General features: G+C 63.8%; 17 protein-coding genes. 6 read left to right on the top strand and 11 right to left on the bottom strand.

What is annotated here, in order from left to right; genetic code table 11:
* The first annotated feature begins 140 nt into the window (after window positions 1–140).
* From ABIE49_RS38070 to ABIE49_RS38050, 5 genes are all read left to right on the top strand, one after another.
* Window positions 141–770, top strand: coding sequence for a CvpA family protein (locus tag ABIE49_RS38070; protein ID WP_192740670.1), 630 nt, complete (start codon window positions 141–143; stop codon window positions 768–770).
* Window positions 771–800: 30 nt separating this feature from the next.
* Entirely contained in the window at window positions 801–2,309 is a 1,509-nt protein-coding gene (purF, locus tag ABIE49_RS38065) for an amidophosphoribosyltransferase (RefSeq protein ID WP_192740696.1), read from the top strand.
* Window positions 2,310–2,453: 144 nt separating this feature from the next.
* Window positions 2,454–3,194, top strand: a complete 741-nt coding sequence (locus ABIE49_RS38060; RefSeq protein ID WP_192740669.1) for an SDR family NAD(P)-dependent oxidoreductase — start codon at window positions 2,454–2,456, stop codon at window positions 3,192–3,194.
* A 287-nt stretch (window positions 3,195–3,481) separates the two neighbouring features.
* The gene (locus ABIE49_RS38055; protein ID WP_354067717.1) at window positions 3,482–4,537 is read left to right on the top strand and encodes an NHL repeat-containing protein; all 1,056 of its coding nucleotides are present in this window, start codon (window positions 3,482–3,484) and stop codon (window positions 4,535–4,537) included.
* Between the two features lie 103 nt (window positions 4,538–4,640).
* Window positions 4,641–5,867 carry an ABC transporter substrate-binding protein gene (locus ABIE49_RS38050; protein WP_192740667.1) on the top strand — a complete coding sequence of 409 codons (1,227 nt, stop codon included), beginning with the start codon at window positions 4,641–4,643 and terminating at the stop codon, window positions 5,865–5,867.
* Between the two features lie 119 nt (window positions 5,868–5,986).
* Here the strand turns inward: ABIE49_RS38050 and ABIE49_RS38045 are convergent, their stop codons facing one another.
* The 4 genes from ABIE49_RS38045 to ABIE49_RS38030 form a co-directional block, all read right to left on the bottom strand.
* Window positions 5,987–7,204, bottom strand: coding sequence for a TCR/Tet family MFS transporter (locus tag ABIE49_RS38045; RefSeq protein WP_192740695.1), 1,218 nt, complete (start codon window positions 7,202–7,204; stop codon window positions 5,987–5,989).
* 29 nt (window positions 7,205–7,233) lie between these two features.
* Window positions 7,234–8,619, bottom strand: coding sequence for a ribosome biogenesis GTPase Der (gene der, locus ABIE49_RS38040; protein ID WP_192740666.1), 1,386 nt, complete (start codon window positions 8,617–8,619; stop codon window positions 7,234–7,236).
* Window positions 8,620–8,764: 145 nt separating this feature from the next.
* Window positions 8,765–9,319 carry a hypothetical protein gene (locus ABIE49_RS38035; protein ID WP_192740665.1) on the bottom strand — a complete coding sequence of 185 codons (555 nt, stop codon included), beginning with the start codon at window positions 9,317–9,319 and terminating at the stop codon, window positions 8,765–8,767.
* Window positions 9,320–9,349: 30 nt separating this feature from the next.
* Entirely contained in the window at window positions 9,350–10,003 is a 654-nt protein-coding gene (locus ABIE49_RS38030; RefSeq protein ID WP_192740664.1) for a tetratricopeptide repeat protein, read from the bottom strand.
* Window positions 10,004–10,262: 259 nt separating this feature from the next.
* On the opposite strand from ABIE49_RS38030, the gene ABIE49_RS38025 reads away from it, so the two are divergent.
* Window positions 10,263–11,126: a hypothetical protein gene (locus ABIE49_RS38025; RefSeq protein ID WP_192740663.1), complete on the top strand. Its 864-nt coding sequence runs from the start codon at window positions 10,263–10,265 to the stop codon at window positions 11,124–11,126.
* A gap of 357 nt (window positions 11,127–11,483) precedes the next feature.
* Here ABIE49_RS38025 and ABIE49_RS38020 read toward each other — a convergent pair whose 3' ends face one another.
* The 7 genes from ABIE49_RS38020 to ABIE49_RS37990 form a co-directional block, all read right to left on the bottom strand.
* Window positions 11,484–12,524: an IS110 family RNA-guided transposase gene (locus tag ABIE49_RS38020; protein WP_354066976.1), complete on the bottom strand. Its 1,041-nt coding sequence runs from the start codon at window positions 12,522–12,524 to the stop codon at window positions 11,484–11,486.
* Between the two features lie 176 nt (window positions 12,525–12,700).
* Window positions 12,701–14,290, bottom strand: a complete 1,590-nt coding sequence (locus ABIE49_RS38015; RefSeq protein ID WP_192739593.1) for a class I adenylate-forming enzyme family protein — start codon at window positions 14,288–14,290, stop codon at window positions 12,701–12,703.
* A 10-nt stretch (window positions 14,291–14,300) separates the two neighbouring features.
* Window positions 14,301–15,125, bottom strand: a complete 825-nt coding sequence (panB, locus tag ABIE49_RS38010) for a 3-methyl-2-oxobutanoate hydroxymethyltransferase (protein WP_192739594.1) — start codon at window positions 15,123–15,125, stop codon at window positions 14,301–14,303.
* Window position 15,126: 1 nt separating this feature from the next.
* Entirely contained in the window at window positions 15,127–15,711 is a 585-nt protein-coding gene (locus tag ABIE49_RS38005; protein WP_192739595.1) for an NnrU family protein, read from the bottom strand.
* 85 nt (window positions 15,712–15,796) lie between these two features.
* Window positions 15,797–16,399, bottom strand: coding sequence for a UCP034077 family protein (locus tag ABIE49_RS38000; protein ID WP_192739596.1), 603 nt, complete (start codon window positions 16,397–16,399; stop codon window positions 15,797–15,799).
* 83 nt (window positions 16,400–16,482) lie between these two features.
* On the bottom strand, window positions 16,483–17,040 hold the full coding sequence (locus ABIE49_RS37995) for a TetR/AcrR family transcriptional regulator (protein ID WP_192739597.1): 558 nt from the start codon (window positions 17,038–17,040) through the stop codon (window positions 16,483–16,485).
* A 40-nt stretch (window positions 17,041–17,080) separates the two neighbouring features.
* The gene (locus ABIE49_RS37990) at window positions 17,081–17,797 is read right to left on the bottom strand and encodes a crotonase/enoyl-CoA hydratase family protein (RefSeq protein ID WP_192739598.1); all 717 of its coding nucleotides are present in this window, start codon (window positions 17,795–17,797) and stop codon (window positions 17,081–17,083) included.
* Between the last annotated feature and the right edge of the window lie 136 nt (window positions 17,798–17,933).

The following is a 17,933-nucleotide window of genomic DNA, read 5'->3' as shown; positions in this document are numbered from 1 at the left end:
GCTATACAACGCGCGCGGAAGGCGCGTGGGATGGCGTGATATCCGGCCTTGCGGGACACGCCATATGACCGTCACCTAGAACGGCACCGACACGCCGATTCGCCAGACTTTGAGCATTTACGAGCGGACCTGACCAGCCGATGCCGATAACGATACTCGATCTCGTCCTGCTTGGTGTGATGCTGATTTCGGGGCTGCTCGCCATGGTGCGCGGCTTCATGCGCGAGATTCTGTCGATCGCGGCCTGGGGCGCGGCGGCTCTGGTCACGCTGTATGCTTTCTCCAAGCTGCTGCCGACCGCCAAAACTTATTTCAATAACGACACGGTGGCGGCCGTGGTGGTCGTAGCCGGCACCTTCATCGCGACCCTGGTCGTGGTGTCGATCATTACGGTGCGGATTTCGGACATGATCCTGGATTCCCGAATCGGCGCGCTGGATCGCACCCTCGGCTTCCTGTTCGGTCTGGCCCGCGGCCTGCTGATCGTGGTTGTCGCCTTCCTGTTCTTCAGCTGGCTGGTTCCGGACAAGCAGCGGCCCGACTGGATCACCGGCGCGAAGTCCCGGATGGTGCTGCAGGGAACCGGAGATTGGTTAATGGCGCTCTTGCCTGACGACCCTGAGAACACCATCTTAAAGAGATTCAAGAAGAATAAACCCGACGACGATTCAACTGACGCCGAGCCGGCAGCCCCGGCGTCCGGCGATGGCTACAGCAAACCTGCCCGCGACGGCCTTAAAAAGCTGATCGAGAAACCTGCGAGCAAGTAACTCTTGGCCAAAAGAGAGGCGATGGACGCGATGCAAAACCCTTCCGATCCCGCCGAGCAACTTGACCGAAACTCCGGTCCGATCGATTTGCAGGATGATCTCGAAGGCGACACGCTACGCGAGGAATGCGGCGTGTTCGGCATCTTCGGCCACCCCGAGGCCGCCGCCATCACCGCACTCGGACTACACGCCCTTCAACACCGCGGCCAGGAAGCCGCCGGCATCGTCTCCTTCGACGGCAGCCGCTTCCACAGTGAACGCCGGCTCGGCCTCGTCGGCGACACCTTCTCCCGCCGCGAAGTGATCGAGCGCCTGCCCGGCAACGCCGCCGTCGGCCATGTCCGCTATGCCACGACAGGCGCCACCATCCTGCGCAATGTGCAGCCGCTGTTCGCCGAGCTCAATGCCGGCGGTTTCGCGGTCGGCCATAACGGCAATCTCACCAACGGCCTGACGCTGCGCCGCGAACTCGTGCTCCACGGCGCCATGATGCAGTCGACCACCGACACCGAAGTGATCCTGCATCTGGTCGCGCAGTCGAAGCGCACCCGCTTCGTCGACCGGTTTATCGAGGCGCTGCGCACGATCGAGGGCGCCTATTCGCTGACGGCCTTGACCAACAAGAAACTGATCGGCGCCCGCGATCCGCTTGGCATCCGTCCCCTGGTGCTCGGCGACCTCGACGGTCACCCGATCCTGACGTCGGAGACCTGCGCGCTCGACATGATCGGCGCAAAGTATATCCGCGACGTCGAACCCGGCGAAATCGTCGTATTCGACGAAAAGGGCGCGCACAGCCACAAGCCGTTCCCGCCGAAACCGCCACGGCCCTGCATCTTCGAATACATCTATTTCTCGCGGCCGGATTCCATCGTCGGCGGCCGTTCGGTCTATGAGGTTCGAAAAGCCTTCGGCGCGCAGCTCGCGCGCGAGAGCCGTGTCGAGGTCGACGTCGTGGTGCCGGTGCCGGATTCCGGCGTGCCCGCCGCGATCGGTTACGCCCAGCATTCCGGCGTGCCGTTCGAGCTCGGCATCATCAGAAACCACTATGTCGGCCGGACCTTCATTCAGCCGACCCAGAGCGTGCGCGAACTCGGCGTGCGCATGAAGCATTCGGCCAACCGCGCCGCGATCGAAGGCAAGCGTATCATCCTGATCGACGACTCGCTGGTTCGCGGCACCACCTCCAAGAAGATTGTGCGCATGATGCGCGACGCCGGCGCCCGGGAAGTGCATTTCCGCCTCGCCTCGCCGCCGATCCTCTACCCCGACTATTACGGCATCGACCTGCCGGACCGCGGCGGACTTCTTGCCGCCACGCATACCCTTGAGGAGATGCGTGAGATCATCGGCGCCGATTCACTGGCGTTCCTGTCGATCGACGGCATGTACCGCGCGATGGGCGAGCCCGGCCGCGATCCCGCCAATCCGAAATTCTCGGACCACTGCTTCACGGGCGCCTATCCGACCCACCTCACCGACCAGAGCGAAACCGAGCCGTCGCCGCGGCAATTGTCGTTGCTGGCGGAGGCGAGCTAGCCGTCGTCCCGGCGAACGCCGGGACCCATAACCACAGGCTTTCGTTTTTCGGACGCCATTAGACACGAACACCTATCGCCATCATAACCGACACGGCGTATGGGTCCCGGCGTTCGCCGGGACGACGATGATAGAGCCTTTTCGATGACCTCCTCCCTCGCCTCCCGTATCGCTCTCGTCACCGGCGCCTCGCGCGGCATCGGCTATGCGACCGCGCGCGCACTCGCAAAGGCCGGCGCGCATGTCGTAGCGGTGGCACGAACGCAAGGCGGGCTGGAAGAGCTCGACGACGAGATCCGCAAAGACGGCGGCAGCGCCACGCTGGTGCCGCTCAACCTCTCCGACTCCGACGGCGTCGCGCGGCTTGGCGCGGCGCTGCACGAGCGTCACGGCAAGCTCGACATCCTCGTCGGCAATGCCGGCGTCGCCGGCCCCTCCTCGCCGCTCGGCCATATCGAGCTGAAGCCGTGGAACGACGTGATGGCGGTCAACGTCACCGCCAACTTCCAGTTGATCCGCTGCATGGAGCCGCTGCTGAGGCAGTCCGACGCCGGCCGCGCCGTGTTCGTCACCTCCGGCGCCGCCAACAAGGCCAGCGCCTATGTCGGCCCGTATGCCGCCTCGAAAGCCGCCCTCGAAGCGCTGGCGCGCGCCTGGGCGCAGGAGACCGCGAGCACCAATCTGCGTGTCAACCTTTTCAGCCCCGGCCCGGTCCGCACAAAGATGCGCGCTATCGTATTCCCCGGCGAAGACCCGGCGACGCTCGATACGCCGGAACAGGTCGCGGAATTCATCGTGCCGATGTGCGCGCCCGACTGGAACGAAACCGGCAAGCTCTACGATTACAAAACCCGGACGCTGATGGACTTTCGCGCGCCGGCTTGAACTCTCTCCCCGTCATTGCGAGCGAAGCGAAGCAATCCATTCTTCCTTTGCTCGGATGGATAGATTGCTTCGTCGCTACGCTCCTCGCAATGACGGTGTCAAACCGTTGACACCTTCCCTTCCCCGCGATTGACTGCCCGCGCAAGCGGGAGCAACCCGCCAAGAAGATCAAGGGAGAACGCCTCATGCCGATGCATCATCGCGCGCGCTCGATACCTGCCGTCCAACGTCTCAGCAAAACGATTCTTGCAAGCCTGACCGTCGCGACACTGATTGGCATCGCAGCGATGCCGCTTCCCGCGCTCGCCGGCGATGTTCCGACCTTCGCGGTCGATGCCTCCTGGCCGAAGCCGCTGCCGAACAACTGGATCCTCGGCCAGGTCGGCGGCATCGCCGTCGATTCCAAGGACCACATCTGGGTCATCCATCGTCCGCGCTCGCTGACCGACGATGAAAAGGGTGCTGCTCTGACCCCGCCACGATCGAAATGCTGCGTCTCGGCGCCGCCGGTGCTGGAGTTCGACGCCGAGGGCAATCTGCTGCGCTCCTGGGGCGGTGCCGGCGAAGGCTATGAATGGGTCGGCCGTGAACATGGCATCGAAGTCGACGAGAAGGGTTTTGTCTGGGTCGGCGGCAACGCCGACAATGACAACGCGGTTCTCAAATTCACCCTCGACGGCAAGTTCGTGATGCAGATCGGCAAGATCGCGCCGAGCAAGGGCTCCAACGACACCACCCAACTCGGTAAACCCGCCGAGACCGCGGTCGACAAGGATGCCAACGAGATCTACATCGCCGACGGCTACGGCAACCGCCGCGTCATCGTGTTCGACGCCACGTCAGGCGCCTACAAGCGGCACTGGGGCGCCTATGGCAAGCCGCCGAACGACGACAAGCAGCCGCCCTATGATCCCAAGGCGCCGGCTGCCCAGCAATTCGCCAATCCCGTGCACTGCGTGAAGCTCACCAATGACGGGATGGTTTATGTCTGCGACCGCATCAACAACCGCATCCAGGTTTTCAGGAAGGATGGCACTTTCGTGAAGGAGTGGTTCTTCGAGAAGAACACACTCGGCAATGGCGCGGTGTGGGACATCGCCGTCTGGCCCGATCCGAAACAGAGCTATTTGTTGAGCGCTGATGGCGAAAACAACGAAATCCGGGTGCTGAAACGCGACGACGGTACCGTGGTCGGGAGTTTTGGACGCAGCGGCCGCAATGCCGGGCAGTTCCACTGGATTCATGCCATGGCCGTGGATTCCAAGGGCAACGTCTATACCGCCGAAGTCGATACCGGAAAGCGCATCCAGAAATTCAAGCTGACCTCGGACGCGCTACGATAGGTGGATTGCCCAAGGCTTCCGGAACCACTACCACCATCTCAGTCATATGCCGGGTTGGACCTCTCAAAGAAGGCCACCCGGCGACCATAGATGGAGGAAATACATGACTGCACTAAGCGCGCGGCGCCTCGCCGCGTTGATCACCGTTGCCGGCGTCAGCTTTGCTGCGCCCGCGTATGCCCAGGACAAGACCGTCAAGATCGGCGTGTTGAACGACATGTCGAGCCTTTACGCCGATATCGGCGGCCCCAATTCGGTGGTCGCGGTCAAGATGGCGATCGAGGATTCCGGGCTGCTCAAGAAGGGCTGGAAGATCGACGTCGTCAGCGGCGATCATCAGAACAAGCCCGACGTCGGCGTTAACATCGCGCGGCAGTGGATCGACAACGACAAGGTCGATGCGATCGCCGATACGCCGAACTCCGGCGTCGCTCTCGCCGTCAGCAACCTCGTCAAGGAGAAGAACATCGCGCTGCTCAATTCGGGCGCCGCGACCGCCGATCTCACCGGCAAGGCCTGCACGCCGAACACGATCTCCTTCACCTACGACACCTACATGCTGGCCAACGGCACCGGCAAGGCACTCACCAAATCCGGCGGCGACACCTGGTACTTCCTGACCGCCGATTACGCCTTCGGCCACGCGCTGGAGCGCGATACGTCCGCTGTCGTCACCGCCAATGGCGGCAAGGTGCTCGGCGGCGTCAAGCACCCGATCAACACCTCGGATTTCTCCTCGTTCCTGCTGCAGGCGCAGGCTTCCAAGGCCAAGGTTGTGGGCCTCGCCAACGCCGGCGGCGACACCACCAACGCCATCAAGCAGGCTTCCGAATTCGGCATCGTCGCCGGCGGCCAGAAGCTGGCCGCACTGCTGCTGTTTATCAACGACGTGCATTCGCTGGGGCTGAAGACGGCGCAAGGCCTGACCTTCACGGAATCCTTCTACTGGGACCTGAACGACCAGACCCGCGCCTTCTCGAAGCGGTTTGCCGCATTGGCGAGCAAGAATGCGATGCCGTCGATGACGCAAGCCGGCAACTACGCCATGGTGCTGCATTATCTCAAGGCGATGGAAGCGCTCGGTGGCAATCCGCGTGACGGCGCCAAGGTGATCGCCAAGATGAAGGAATTGCCGACCGACGATCCCTTGTTCGGCAAGGGCCCGCTGCGCGCCGACGGCCGCCGTCTCATTCCGGCCTACCTGTTCGAAGTGAAGAAGCCGGAAGAGTCGAAGGGTCCGTGGGACTATTACAAGCAGATCGCCACGATCGCCCCGGAAGACGCCGCCAAGCCGCTCGAGGCCAGCGACTGTCCGCTGGTGAAGAAGTGACCGCGTAGCGGTCATTCCGGGATGGTCCGAAGGACCAGACCTCAGGTGCGCAATTGCGCACCGGGGAATCTCGAGATTCCGGGTTCGCGCTTTGCGCGTCCCGGAATGACTCGGGTTTGTTACGCGCTACTTTTCTTTGCCATGGTCCGCCACGCAACCAACAGCGCCAGCGCCAATAGCGCAGCGGCCAGGAGGAACGGCGCGCCCGGCATTTTCACCGGCGCGGAATCGCTGATGAAATAGGCAAAGATCAGTGTAAACAAGAACGGTCCCACCATCTGGGCAACGCTGTTGACGCTGTTGGTGGCGCCCTGCAACTGGCCCTGCTGTTCGGGCGCGACCAGTTGCGTGGTCAGCGACTGGACCGCGGCTCCGGCGATGCCCCACAACGCCATCACGGGAATGCCGACCCAGAACAGCGGACCGGTCGGCGCTGCGCCATAGATCAGGAAACCGAGCGCACCGCAGCCGAGCCCGAGCAACAGCGCGCGGCGTTCCCCGAGGCGCGCGACGATCGGTCCGACGCCCGCGCCCTGCACCACCATGGCGCAGATGCCAACGAGGGCCAGCGTCAGCCCGACGGTCTTGGTGTCCCACCCATAGCGATAGGTCGCATAGAGCACGAAGGTCGAGGGCAGCACGACATGCGCGACCTGGCCGAAGAAATTCGCGAGCGACAGACCTGCGAGAATCCGGTTGGAACGCAGCAGATGCAGCGCGCCGAGCGGGTTGGCGCTTTTCCATTGGAACGGCGCGCGCCGTTCCGGCGGCAACGACTCCGGCAGGATAAGCCAGCCGTAGAGCGTGTTGGCAAAACTCAGGCCCGCCGCGACCCAGAACGGCAGCCGCGGATCCATGTCACCGAGCAGGCCGCCGACGGCGGGGCCAAGAATAAATCCGGCGCCGAACGCCGCGCCGATCTTGCCGAACACGGCGGCGCGTCGTTCCGGCGGCGTCACGTCGGCGATGTAGGCAAAAGCCGTGGAGATACTGGCCGAGGTGATCCCCGAGATCACGCGGCCGATGAACAGCCACAGCAGCGATGGCGCCAGCGCCATCAGCACGTAGTCCAGCGCCAGTCCGAAATTGGACAGCAGCACCACCGGCCGGCGGCCGAACCGGTCGGACAAGGCGCCGAGGATCGGCGAGAAGATGAACTGCATCACCGCCCAGGCGGTGCCGAACAGTCCAAAGATCCGCGCGGCGGTCGCGGTATCGTTGTCGACGAAGCTTTCGACCAGCTTGGGCAGGATCGGAAGGATCAGGCCGAGCGCGAACATGTCGAGCAGGATGGTAACGAAAATGAAGATGGCGGCGCCGCTGCGCACCGGCGGCATCCCGGCCGCGCGTTCCGAGGCCGCCTCGTTCACGACGGCCGTTTGCGCTTGTGGGCAAACGGATTCGCCTTCTCGCGCAGCATAATGCGGATCGGAGTGCCCGGCAGATCGAAGGCTTCACGCATGCTGTTGGTGAGATAGCGCAAGTAAGATGTCGGCACCGCATCGGCGCGCGAGCAGAACAGGATGAAACTCGGCGGCCGCGCCTTGGCTTGCGTGATGTAATTCAACTTCAGCCGGCGGCCCGACACCGAGGGCGGCGGATTGGCGTCGACCGCCTGTTCGAACCAGCGATTGAGGGCCGCCGTCGGCACGCGCTTGTTCCAGACCGCATAGGCTTGCTCGATCGCGCTCATCAGCCGATCGATGCCCTCGCCCATCAGGCCCGACACGGCAACAACCGGCGTGCCCTTGATCTGCGGCAGCAAATGATCGGCATCGGTGCGCAGCCCCGAAACGAGGCTGCCTTTCTTCTCCATCAAATCCCATTTGTTGACGGCCAGCACGACCGCGCGCCCCTCGCGCTCGATCAGGTCGGCGATGCGCAGATCCTGTTCCTCGAACCGGTTCTGCGCGTCCATCATCATGACCACGACTTCAGCAAAGCGCACCGCGCGCAGCGCGTCCGCCACCGAGAGCTTCTCCAGTTTCTCGTCGATCCGCGCCCGCCGCCGCAAGCCGGCGGTATCGAACACCCGGAAGTCGCGCCCCTGCCAGGTCACCTCGACAGAGATGGAATCCCGGGTGGTGCCGGCCTCGGCGCTGGTCAGCAGCCGCTCCTCGCCGAGCAGATGATTGATCAGCGTCGATTTGCCGGCGTTGGGACGGCCGACGATCGCGACGCGGATCGGGCGCTTGGCGAGATCCTCGTCGGATACGATGATGTCGTCATCGTCGAACTCCTCCGCCTCCTCGGTGGGATCGGGCATCAGCACCCGCAGCGAATCGTAGAGGTCGCTGAGGCCTTCGCCATGTTCGGCGGAAATCTGCACGGGATCTCCGAGCCCGAGCGCGTAGGATTCCATCGCGCCGACTTCGCCGTGCCTGCCCTCGCTCTTGTTGGCGACCAGCACCACGGGCTTGTTGGCGCGGCGGGCGAAATCGGCAAAGGCACGGTCGTTCGGCGTAAGCCCGGCCCGCGCGTCGATCACGAACATCAGCGCGTCGGCAAGCGCAATCGCGGTTTCGGTCTGTTCCTGCATCCGCGCCGTGAGCGAGCCCCTGGCGCCTTCATCGAGCCCGGCGGTATCGATCACGGTGAATTCGAGGTCGCCAAGGCGCCCGTTGCCCTCGCGGCGGTCGCGGGTGACGCCGGGTTCGTCGTCGACCAGCGCGAGCTTCTGCCCGACCAGCCGGTTGAACAGCGTCGACTTTCCGACATTGGGCCGGCCGATGATGGCAATCGTAAAGGGCATAAATAAATCCAAACGCCCCTTTTGAAGGACGGGTCAATCGAACGAAACGATAGAGCACGGTTCTGTCGCAACCGCGCTCTGATTTTGTTTTGACGCGTTTGCTCTACGCGAACCGGCGCCGACTTCGCGCGAAAACGCTATGCAATTAACGCGTGAAGCTGCCGCTGGGCATCGGCGCCGGGAACGGCGCGGCGGATTGTTGGGTGGACTGCGCGGGCGCCGCCGATTGGGCTGCCGGCTGGTCGGGCGGCGGCGCGGTGGTGCGCTTGCGCACGATCTTCTTCGGCTTCGGCGCCGGCGGCGCTGCGTTGGTGCCGCCCTCTTCCACCGGCGCGGCATCGGGGTCTGCGGCGGCGGGCTCGGTCGCGGGCGCCGCTGCAACGGGTGCCTGCTTGCCTCTGGATTTCGCGGATCCCCTGGATTGCGGCTCCTGCGGCGACGGTGCGACCGCGGCCTGGGCATTCGGGTCTTCGATCTGCTGCTGGCGCGCGCCTTTGTAGAGATCCTTCGGCACGCCCTGCTCGAGACCGGGCACACCGTCGGGGAAGACCGGCTTGCGCTCACCGGGCAGCTTCTTTTTGGTGTCGAGGAAGTCGAGCATGTCGCTCGGATCGAAATTGCCCATGCTGCTACAGCCCGCCAGCGCGCTGGAAAACGCGATGAGGACGGTGGCTGCGATCAGACGGTGCGGGCGGCGCATGCTCGGTGCTCGTTTATCTCGTTGGCCGGCTCAGCTCTTTGCGACAGGCGGAAGCAACGCCTGCAGCGCTTCGGCGCGTGAGCGCAGGCTCGGTGGCGTCCCGCCGTCATTGGCAATCACGTCCAGCCATTGCCGTGTCGCTGTCGCGTCGTTGGCGCGCCAGGCCGACAGCGCCAGCAATTCGCGCGCAGTATGGCGAAAGGTAGCAGCCGGTCCGGCTGCCGCCTCCAGGCGAGACTTCATGTCGGGATAGGAGATGCTCTCCAGCAGCAGCTGGGCGGCGCGAATCCGGGCCAGATCCTGTTCCGCCACGCCGACGCTGCGGTCGGCGGCAATCTCGTCGAACATCTTGGCAGCAGCCTGCTGGTCGCGGCTTGCGACCTCCGCGGCCGTACGCAGGCGCGCCAGCACGCGGTATCCCGCCGGCGCCTTCGCGGCCAGCGCGGCAAACGCCGCCTCGGCCTCTGCGTGCTTGTTGGCTTCCGATAGCTCCGCCGCCTTGTCGAAGGCCGCTCCGGCCTCAACGGCCTTCTGGGCTTCCAGATATTGGTAGCCACGCCAGCCACCCACGGAGGCGATGATCAGCAGCGCTCCTGCAATGATATAGAGAGAATATCGGTCCCACAGCTTCTTGAGCTGATCGCGACGGACCTCCTCGTCGACTTCATTAAATAATTCAGACACTTAAGGCTATCCCATCCCCGCTGAGCCGCTGGACGCGCGGCGGCGCCCTGCGCCCGATCCCCGCATGGCGGCGGCGATACCCTAACGATATGGCGGTGGCAAGGCAAAGCGAGGCGGATCAAAGCGTTAACGCTGGAGAGGCAGCCAGAAGCAAGTTGTCCCACGCCGCGAGCGTCCGGGAATATTGACTTCGCGGTTCAAAGCTTGGCGTAATCCGTTCGATTTTCGTCGGTTATTCGTCTGATTTTGCAGGTGCTTCATGGTTTGCCGCGCCCTGGTCGTCACGCTTGCCATCGGGGCCGCCGCCCTGCCCGCCGCGACCCAAGCCTACGACATCAAGGCGAAGACGCCGGAGACGGCATTTTCCGGCAAGCAGCGCCCCGACATTTTGGGCATCTCGGCGGATTCCACCGCTGATTCCGCGCGTGCCACGCTAGAATCGTTCTTCAAGGGACGCCCCAACACCACGACCGACGTCCAGCAGCAGAAATTCGGCAGCACTGCGATCAGCTTCACCTCGGCACTGACTTTCAGCCTTGCCCCTGGGGCCGGCCAGAACGGTGAGGTGCTGTCGAGCAGCTTCTCGTCGCCGGCGAGCGGAAATCGCATTTATTTCCTCGCCCGCAACCTCACCTTTGCGAAGGACCAGCAGCCGGCGAAGGCCGACATGGTCAGGGAGGTGATGGGCAAATACGGCGCGCCCACCATCGTCGGCGATCAGCACCTCTATTACATCTATCGCGCCGGCTCGATCGTATCGGTCGGCACGAAATACAAGGAAGCGGCCGCGGTCGAGGCCATCGGCAAGCCGCTCGATCCCAAGGCCGCGCTCAAGCTCAACGGCGAAACCATCCGCGGCAGCTGCGTGGCTGTCGTCAAGCGTGCGCAGGCAAAGGAGAAAGCGCTGGCCGCGATGCTCAGCGAAGCCAAGGGCGCCAATTGCGACGGCGTGCTGAGCGTGCAGCTGATACCGGGCACGGCGCCGGACCGGGTTGGGATCGCGCAGTTTTCGCTTTTGGACGTCAAACGCGTGATCAGCGCGGCGGCGATCGACAATGATGCGCTTGCCGCGGAACAAAGCGAACGCAATGCGATGCCAAAAGGCAGCGCGCCGAAGCTCTAGCTTGATCTCCTGTAGCCCGGATAGAGCGCAGCGCAATCCGAGGTCTGGATCCGCGACGTAGATTGGCCCCGGATTGCGCTTCGCTTCATCCGGGCTTCTGTAACGGGCCTCGATTAGTCAATCCCTTTTGCGTCATCCGCTCGCCGGGAACTTGCTTCTGTACGGGATCGGCGCAAGGGCCGTCGCCTGATGGGGTTCGTAAGAGGATAGGTCGGCCAATCTACGGAAGCGTGATCACATCGTTCGATGTGTCGACATCCCGGATGTCGGCCTGACCTGATCCATCGTCCCGGCGAAGGGACTTCGCTTCGGGAAGGCTGGTGTCGTGACCCGCCCGAAAACCTGTCGTTTTTGCTCCTAAGCCGTTGCAGCGTTAGCCTTGGTGGCCGGATTGAAGGGCGCACCGTCCTTGAGTATGCGATGCATGATCACGGCGAGCTTGCGGGCCAGCGCGACCTTAGCCTTGTTCATGCCGGCCCGTTTGGCGATCCGCATCGCCCAGCTCTTGAGCTGCGAACATCCCTTGATCGGCTTCGTCAGCATGATGTGAGCGGCCTGGTAGAGCGCCTCGCGCACGGAAGCGTCGCCGATCTTGCTGATCCGGCCCGATCGGTCGGTCTCGCCGGACTGGTGCTTCTTCGGCGTCAACCCAAAATGCGACCCGGCTTGCTTGGAGGATGTGAACCGCGCGGGATCATCGATCGCTGCGGCATAGGTCAGTGAGATGATTGGCCCCACCGCAGGCGTCGACATCAACAACCTGGCCTTGGCATTCATCAGCGACATCCTGCCTGCCCGCTTCTCGAAGGCCTTGAACTCGCTCAGCAGGACGGTCCGCACCTTGAGCAGCGCTTCTGCGATCACTTCCAGGTTGGGATGCCCCTTCACCAACTCGTTGATCCGTCCAGCAAAATCTGTTCCCGTCGTTTTGCCGACCTTCAGCCCAAAGCCGCGCAAGATCCCGCGCAGGCTGTTCTCGACGTCCAGAAGCTTGCTCTGAACCAGCTTGCGCGCCGTCAGCATGGCTCTCACTTCCTGCGCCGCCACCGACTTGCAGTGAACCGGCCGGAACCAGCCCAGCCGCATCAGTTGCGCGATCCCCCGTGCGTCATTGCGGTCCGACTTCACTGGCATCGCCTTGAACGCGTCGTGCACGTGCCGCGTCTCCAACAGCTCAACTGCGAGCCCAGCCTGCTTCATCACCGCGTACAGCCATTGCGACAGCGGCCCAGCTTCCAGCCCGATCCGGCCCAGCCCGATCCCGAGCGAGGTGAACCAACCGATCAGCGCCGCCGGCTCGCTTGCCACCTTGCTCTCGCGGAAAATCTTGCCGTTCCCATCAACAACGCACACGCTTGAGCATTCCAATGACACGTCGATTCCTGCATAATACTCCATGGTCGTCTCTCCTTGATGCTTGGAGCGAGGTCCATCCTCGACTCCGTAAACACCATCCATGTGAGGGACGACCGCCCGCCTTCCAAGCAAGCCGCGCGAAGCGCGCACCCAACAGCGCCGTAGCAAGCGCGGCTTGCTTGGAAGGCAGACCGGGGCCCGTTACCCCATCTACGGGGCTACGTCGCTGCTATCTCCCGCAACTGGCGTTTGAGTACCTTGCCGTTGGCGTTGCGCGGCAGCGGATCGGCGGTCAGGTCGATGGTTTCTGGCACCTTGTAATCCGAAAGCCGCTCGGCACACCACGCACGCAAGGTCTCAACGCTTGCCCCGCCTTTGACCACGACCACGGCGTGGACGCGCTCGCCGAGCACCGGGCACGGTTTGGCGATGATCGCGCTTTCGAGCACGTCGGGGTGGCCTGACAGGACAGACTCGACCTCGGCGGAATAGATCTTCAGGCCGCCGCGGTTGATCATGTCCTTCTGGCGATCGAACACGCGCACGAAGTTTGCCTCATCGATCGAGCCGAGATCGCCGGAATGCCAGAAGCCGGCGGTAAAACTTTCAGCCGTTGCCTTTGGATTGTTCCAGTAGCCCTTGATGACCGAGCCGCCGTGGATCCAGATTTCACCGATCTCGCCGCGCGGCAGTTCGTGGCCGTCGGGATCGACGACGATGATCTGCGCGCCGGGACAGGGCAATCCGACGCTGTCGATGTACCGCGCGGTCAATTCGCCGGGCATCATGGTCGACGGCGACGTCGTCTCGGTGGCGCCGTAGCAATTTGCCAGCTTCAGGCCTGGAATCCTGGCGGCCAACCGTTCGATCGTCGCAATCGGCATCGGTGCCCCGCCAAAGCCGCCGATCCGCCAGCTCGACAGATCGTAGCTGTCGAAATCCGGCTGCAGCAGGCAGAGATTATACATCGCCGGCACCATCACGGTGTAGGTGACGCGTTCTCGTGCCGCCAGCTTCAGATATTCCGCGGCCTTGAACTCCGGCATCACGATCAGCGAGCCCGCGCAGCGAGCCATGGTCGTGATATTGGCGACCACGCCGGTGACGTGCCCGAGGGGCACCGCGGCGATCGAGCGGTCCGACGCGGTCAACTGCAGGCACGACACGAACACCATCGACGAATGGATGATGTTGCAATGCGCGAGCATTGCGCCCTTTGGCTTGCCCGTGGTGCCCGACGTGTAGAGGATCATCGCGGTGTCTTCTTCGCCGACCTCCGCAGGCGTCGCCGAGGCCGCATGATCCAGCAGACCGGAGAATTGCGAGGTGCTGCCGTCATCGACGGAAACCCGATGCAGGAGGGCAGGCACATCGCGCGCATCCGGCACGCGCTCGACCAGGGTCGCTTCGTGGATCAGAAGTTTTGCGCCGGAATCGGTCAGCACATAGGCGATCTCCGGCTTTTGCTGGCGGATCGACAGCAGCACGGTCACCAGGCCGGCATGAGCGGCGGCGAACATCGTCAGCACGAACTCGACGCGATTGCCGAGCAGCACGGCGATGCGATCGCCGCGGTTCAATCCGAGCCGCTGAAACCCTGCCGCAATCCGTGCCGATTGGGAGGCGACGTCGCGCCAACTCATCCGGCGATCACCGCAGACCAACGCTTCGCCATCCGGATTTCGTTCTGCAGCCTCGGCAATCATCGCCCAGACGGAGCCCGGCCGCTCACTAAACGCCGGCACCACGCGATCGCCGAAGCGCGTCTCGAGCCGCATCGCCGGAATAGGATGTTGCGACCAGTCCATTTTGGCCTCGTCAGTTCTTTGCCTTCATGTCGTAGACGTGTTCGGGGCCGGGAAACGCGCGGGAACGGACGTCCGCAGCGTAGCCTTCAATGGCGGCCTCGATCGCGGGCCCGAGATTACCATAGCGGCGCACGAATTTCGGCGTCCGCGGCGACAGGCCGAGCATGTCCTCCAGCACCAGCACCTGGCCGTCGCAGGCGGCACTGGCGCCGATGCCGATGGTGGGAATGGCGATGCTTTCGGTGATCTTGCGGGCCAGCGGTTCGGCGACCGCCTCGATCACGACCGAGAAGGCACCCGCCTCGGCAATGGCCTTGGCGTCGTTCTCGATCGGCTCCCAGCTGCCCTCCTCGCGGCCCTGCGCGCGAAACGAGCCGAGCGTGTTGATCGATTGCGGCGTCAGGCCGATATGGCCCATCACGGGAATGCCGCGCTCGCTGAGAAATGCCACCGTCTCCGCCATCCGCACGCCGCCTTCGAGCTTGACGGCGCCGCAATGGGTCTCCTTCAATATCCGCACCGCGGCATGGAACGCCTGCTCTTTCGAGGCCTCATACGAGCCGAAGGGCATGTCGACCACGACCAGCGCGTGTTGCGAACCGCGCATCACCGCACGCCCCTGCAGGATCATCATATCGAGTGTCACCGGCACCGTGGTCTCGAACCCGTGCATGACGTTGCCGAGGGAATCGCCGACCAGGATAACGTCGCAATAGCGGTCGACCAATGCCGCCGTATGCGCGTGATAGGACGTCAGCATCACGATCGGATCGCCGTTCTTACGCGCGCGAATGTCCGGCGCGGTCTTGCGCCTGATGGCCGACTGGACTGACATGCTAGACTCCGACCACGGGGACACCGATCACGACCGGATGGAAGGCAAATGCCAGCGCCAGATAGGCGATGACCCCGACCGCGATTGCGATCAGGTCGTTGCCGGGACCGCCGACCGGTATCGGCGGCCCGCCGGCGTCGGTGCGGCGTTTCAGCGAGATGCGATCGAACACCGCCCACGCCAGGAACGAGCCGAACAGGATGATCGAGCCGAGATCGCCATTGGCGAGCAAATGCGCGGCCGCCCACAGCTTGACGCCGGTCAGCATCGGATGCTTCAGCGTCGTATAGATCCGGCCGCGGATGTAGGAAGCGACCACCAGAATGATCGCGGGCAGCATCAGGGCCACGGTGATGTGCTTGAACGCCGTCGGCGGGTTCCAGACGTTGATCCAGCCCGTCGCGCGATAATTGGCGAAGCCCCAGATGATCAGCGCCAGACCCGCGACCGAGGCCAGCGCATAGCCGATCTTGTAGCCGCCCTCGCCCATCGAGCCGATGACCCGTGCGCGCAATTCGCGCTGCGTGGTCAGCGTGTGGACGCCGAGAAACAGGACCAGCCCCAGGATCATCACCAGCAGTCCCATGATGTCCCCTCTCCCCGCGCCCCTTCGTTACCCTCGCCTATCATTGATGGGGCTTGGAGCGCAATGCGCTACACCGCCATCCGCCTCACGGCTTCTCCGCTTGCTTCCTCAGATCGCGGTTATCGACATAGCGGATCGCGATCGGCCGCCCCGCTAGCGCGCCACCGAGCCCATCGGTGAATTTCAGCGGTTTGCAGGCCTCGAGCGAGGCATTGATCGCCTTCAGATAGGTGGAGCGCGTATCCGCCGGGACACCGGCGGTGGAGAAGGTCAGCTGGGGCGCGGCAATGATCTCGCCGGAGCGCTTGAAGCTGAAGCGCACCGACATCTGCATGCCCTCGCGCGCGCTATCGGCCGGCGGCGGGGTCCAGCAGGATCGCAGCGCCGCAAACAGGTCGCCGATGCTGTCGAGATCGTGGTCCGGCTTCCGGTATTTCGCCGCCTGGTCCTTTGGCGGTACGCTTTCGATCGTCAGTTGCAGGTTCTGGCCGTAGGGATAATCGATCTCGGGAATGCAGGGGCCATCGTTGAACACGCTGCAGAATGACGGCGTGCAGGGCTGGCCGTCGAGCACGCTGCATGGCGCGTGCGAAAACGGCGTGGCATCGATCTGACGCCGCGACTGGGCGTCGGCGGCGCCGATACCGGCAACCGCAACGATCATGCAGATGATGACGCGCCGGAGCATGCGGCGATCCTTCAATGGCGATCCAATCAAGTTGGTCCGCGCCTTGGTCGGGTTCAAGCCGGCCGGCGTTCACATCCCCGCGTTCATTTCCCTGATATCATCGCGGAAAGTTCCGCGATCAGCGCCTTTTCGCTGGGCTGGTCGAGGATACCGGTCGCATAGAGCGAGATGCCGCCATAGAGCGTGATGTAGACCTTCATCACGGCCCGGCGCCGCGCGGCAGGCGCAAGGATATCCTGACAGAAGATCCGCATCGCCTGGGTGATTACGCCGTGGACGGCGGACTGCAGCGGCGGATTGTGCTTCATCGTCGCGTGCGGGCGGCTGGTCATCAGCGCATAGAGCGCGCGGTTGGCGAGCGCAAAGCGGACATATTTCGCGGTGTAATCCTCTGGCGTGGTCGCTTTGACCAGGATCGCGGCTAGCCGGTTATAGGAGCCGGCGGCGACCGCATCGAGCAGCGCTTCGCGGTCCCTGAAATGATTGTACAGCGAGCGATGCGCGACGCCGACGGCATCAGCCACCTCGCGCAAACTCAATTGCTCATGGCCGGCCTTGGCCACCAGACGGGTGGCGGCCTTCAGCGCGGCTGATTTCAGATTGCCGTGGCGATAGGTCGTCCGGCGCGGCGATGCGGTCATGCCCCCTTCATACAAAGGCACCGGCCGGAGCGCCACTCCCTCAGGCCGACGCACGGTTCTTGACGCGGTCCTCGCCATATTGCGGCGTAATGTCCTCGTCGATCATGCCGCGGATCATCTTGATGACCGCGCCACGCGCCCGCGCCTTGGTGGCGGCGTGCGCCGCCATGTCGAGCGTGCTCAGCTTCCCGGCGACCTCCTCCGCGCTGCGATCGAGGGCGTCAGCCGCCACCACGCGATCGAAGAAGCCGGCGGTGACGGCTTCCGCCGGACCGAACATTTCGGCCGTCACGACCACCCGGCTGAAATAGGCCGGCGTCAGCCGCTGCCTGGCGATCTCGATCGCGAACCGCGGCACCGTGAGCCCGATCGCAACTTCGTTCATCCCGATCAGGTAATTGCCCTCGGCGGCGAGACGGTGGTCGCTGGACATGATCAGGAACGCCCCCATCGGATAGGCGTTGCCATGGCAGGCCGCGACGACCGGGGTCGGAAACGACAGAACGCGCAGCGCCAGTTCGGCGCCCGCTTTCAGCATCAAGTACTGATCCTCGGCGCTGCCTTTGGCGAAGACGTTGAGGTCGAAACCGCCGGAAAAGTGCCTCCCGCGCGCCTTCAGGATCACGACGGCTTTGTCTTTTTCCGCCTGGTCGAACGCCGCATGCAGCGCGCTCAGCATCGCCAGCGACATCACATTGGCCTTGCCGTCGTCCATCACAATGGAGCCGGTGCGGGAATAGGTCGCAAGATCACTCACGTTCGCCTCGCTGTTCTGTAAGCATCCATTGGATACTTTCGGAAAGCGGACTGACCTGCAAGGCCGGTTCCGAACCGGCCAGCGCATGCAGGCATCCACTGGATGCATACGTGCCAATCACAGAACAGCTGTCGTC

It is taken from the genome of Bradyrhizobium sp. OAE829, from assembly GCF_040546575.1.
GTDB lineage: Bacteria > Pseudomonadota > Alphaproteobacteria > Rhizobiales > Xanthobacteraceae > Bradyrhizobium.
Note: the sequence above shows the minus strand (reverse complement) of the source record. Positions and strands in the feature narration are given on the sequence as shown.

Bases quoted from the DNA above. Each gene is read 5' to 3' on its own strand.
- ABIE49_RS37995 (WP_192739597.1), bottom strand. From the start codon at position 17,040: ATGACCGCATCGCCGCGCCGGACGACCTATCGCCACGGCAATCTGAAA.
- ABIE49_RS38055 (WP_354067717.1), top strand. From the start codon at position 3,482: ATGCCGCTTCCCGCGCTCGCCGGCGATGTTCCGACCTTCGCGGTCGAT.
- ABIE49_RS38045 (WP_192740695.1), bottom strand. From the start codon at position 7,204: ATGCCGCCGGTGCGCAGCGGCGCCGCCATCTTCATTTTCGTTACCATC.
- panB (WP_192739594.1), bottom strand. From the start codon at position 15,125: ATGTCAGTCCAGTCGGCCATCAGGCGCAAGACCGCGCCGGACATTCGC.
- ABIE49_RS38005 (WP_192739595.1), bottom strand. From the start codon at position 15,711: ATGGGACTGCTGGTGATGATCCTGGGGCTGGTCCTGTTTCTCGGCGTC.
- ABIE49_RS38020 (WP_354066976.1), bottom strand. From the start codon at position 12,524: ATGGAGTATTATGCAGGAATCGACGTGTCATTGGAATGCTCAAGCGTG.
- ABIE49_RS38050 (WP_192740667.1), top strand. From the start codon at position 4,641: ATGACTGCACTAAGCGCGCGGCGCCTCGCCGCGTTGATCACCGTTGCC.
- ABIE49_RS38015 (WP_192739593.1), bottom strand. From the start codon at position 14,290: ATGGACTGGTCGCAACATCCTATTCCGGCGATGCGGCTCGAGACGCGC.
- ABIE49_RS38025 (WP_192740663.1), top strand. From the start codon at position 10,263: ATGGTTTGCCGCGCCCTGGTCGTCACGCTTGCCATCGGGGCCGCCGCC.
- ABIE49_RS38060 (WP_192740669.1), top strand. From the start codon at position 2,454: ATGACCTCCTCCCTCGCCTCCCGTATCGCTCTCGTCACCGGCGCCTCG.
- ABIE49_RS38035 (WP_192740665.1), bottom strand. From the start codon at position 9,319: ATGCGCCGCCCGCACCGTCTGATCGCAGCCACCGTCCTCATCGCGTTT.
- purF (WP_192740696.1), top strand. From the start codon at position 801: ATGCAAAACCCTTCCGATCCCGCCGAGCAACTTGACCGAAACTCCGGT.
- ABIE49_RS38000 (WP_192739596.1), bottom strand. From the start codon at position 16,399: ATGCTCCGGCGCGTCATCATCTGCATGATCGTTGCGGTTGCCGGTATC.
- der (WP_192740666.1), bottom strand. From the start codon at position 8,619: ATGCCCTTTACGATTGCCATCATCGGCCGGCCCAATGTCGGAAAGTCG.
- ABIE49_RS38070 (WP_192740670.1), top strand. From the start codon at position 141: ATGCCGATAACGATACTCGATCTCGTCCTGCTTGGTGTGATGCTGATT.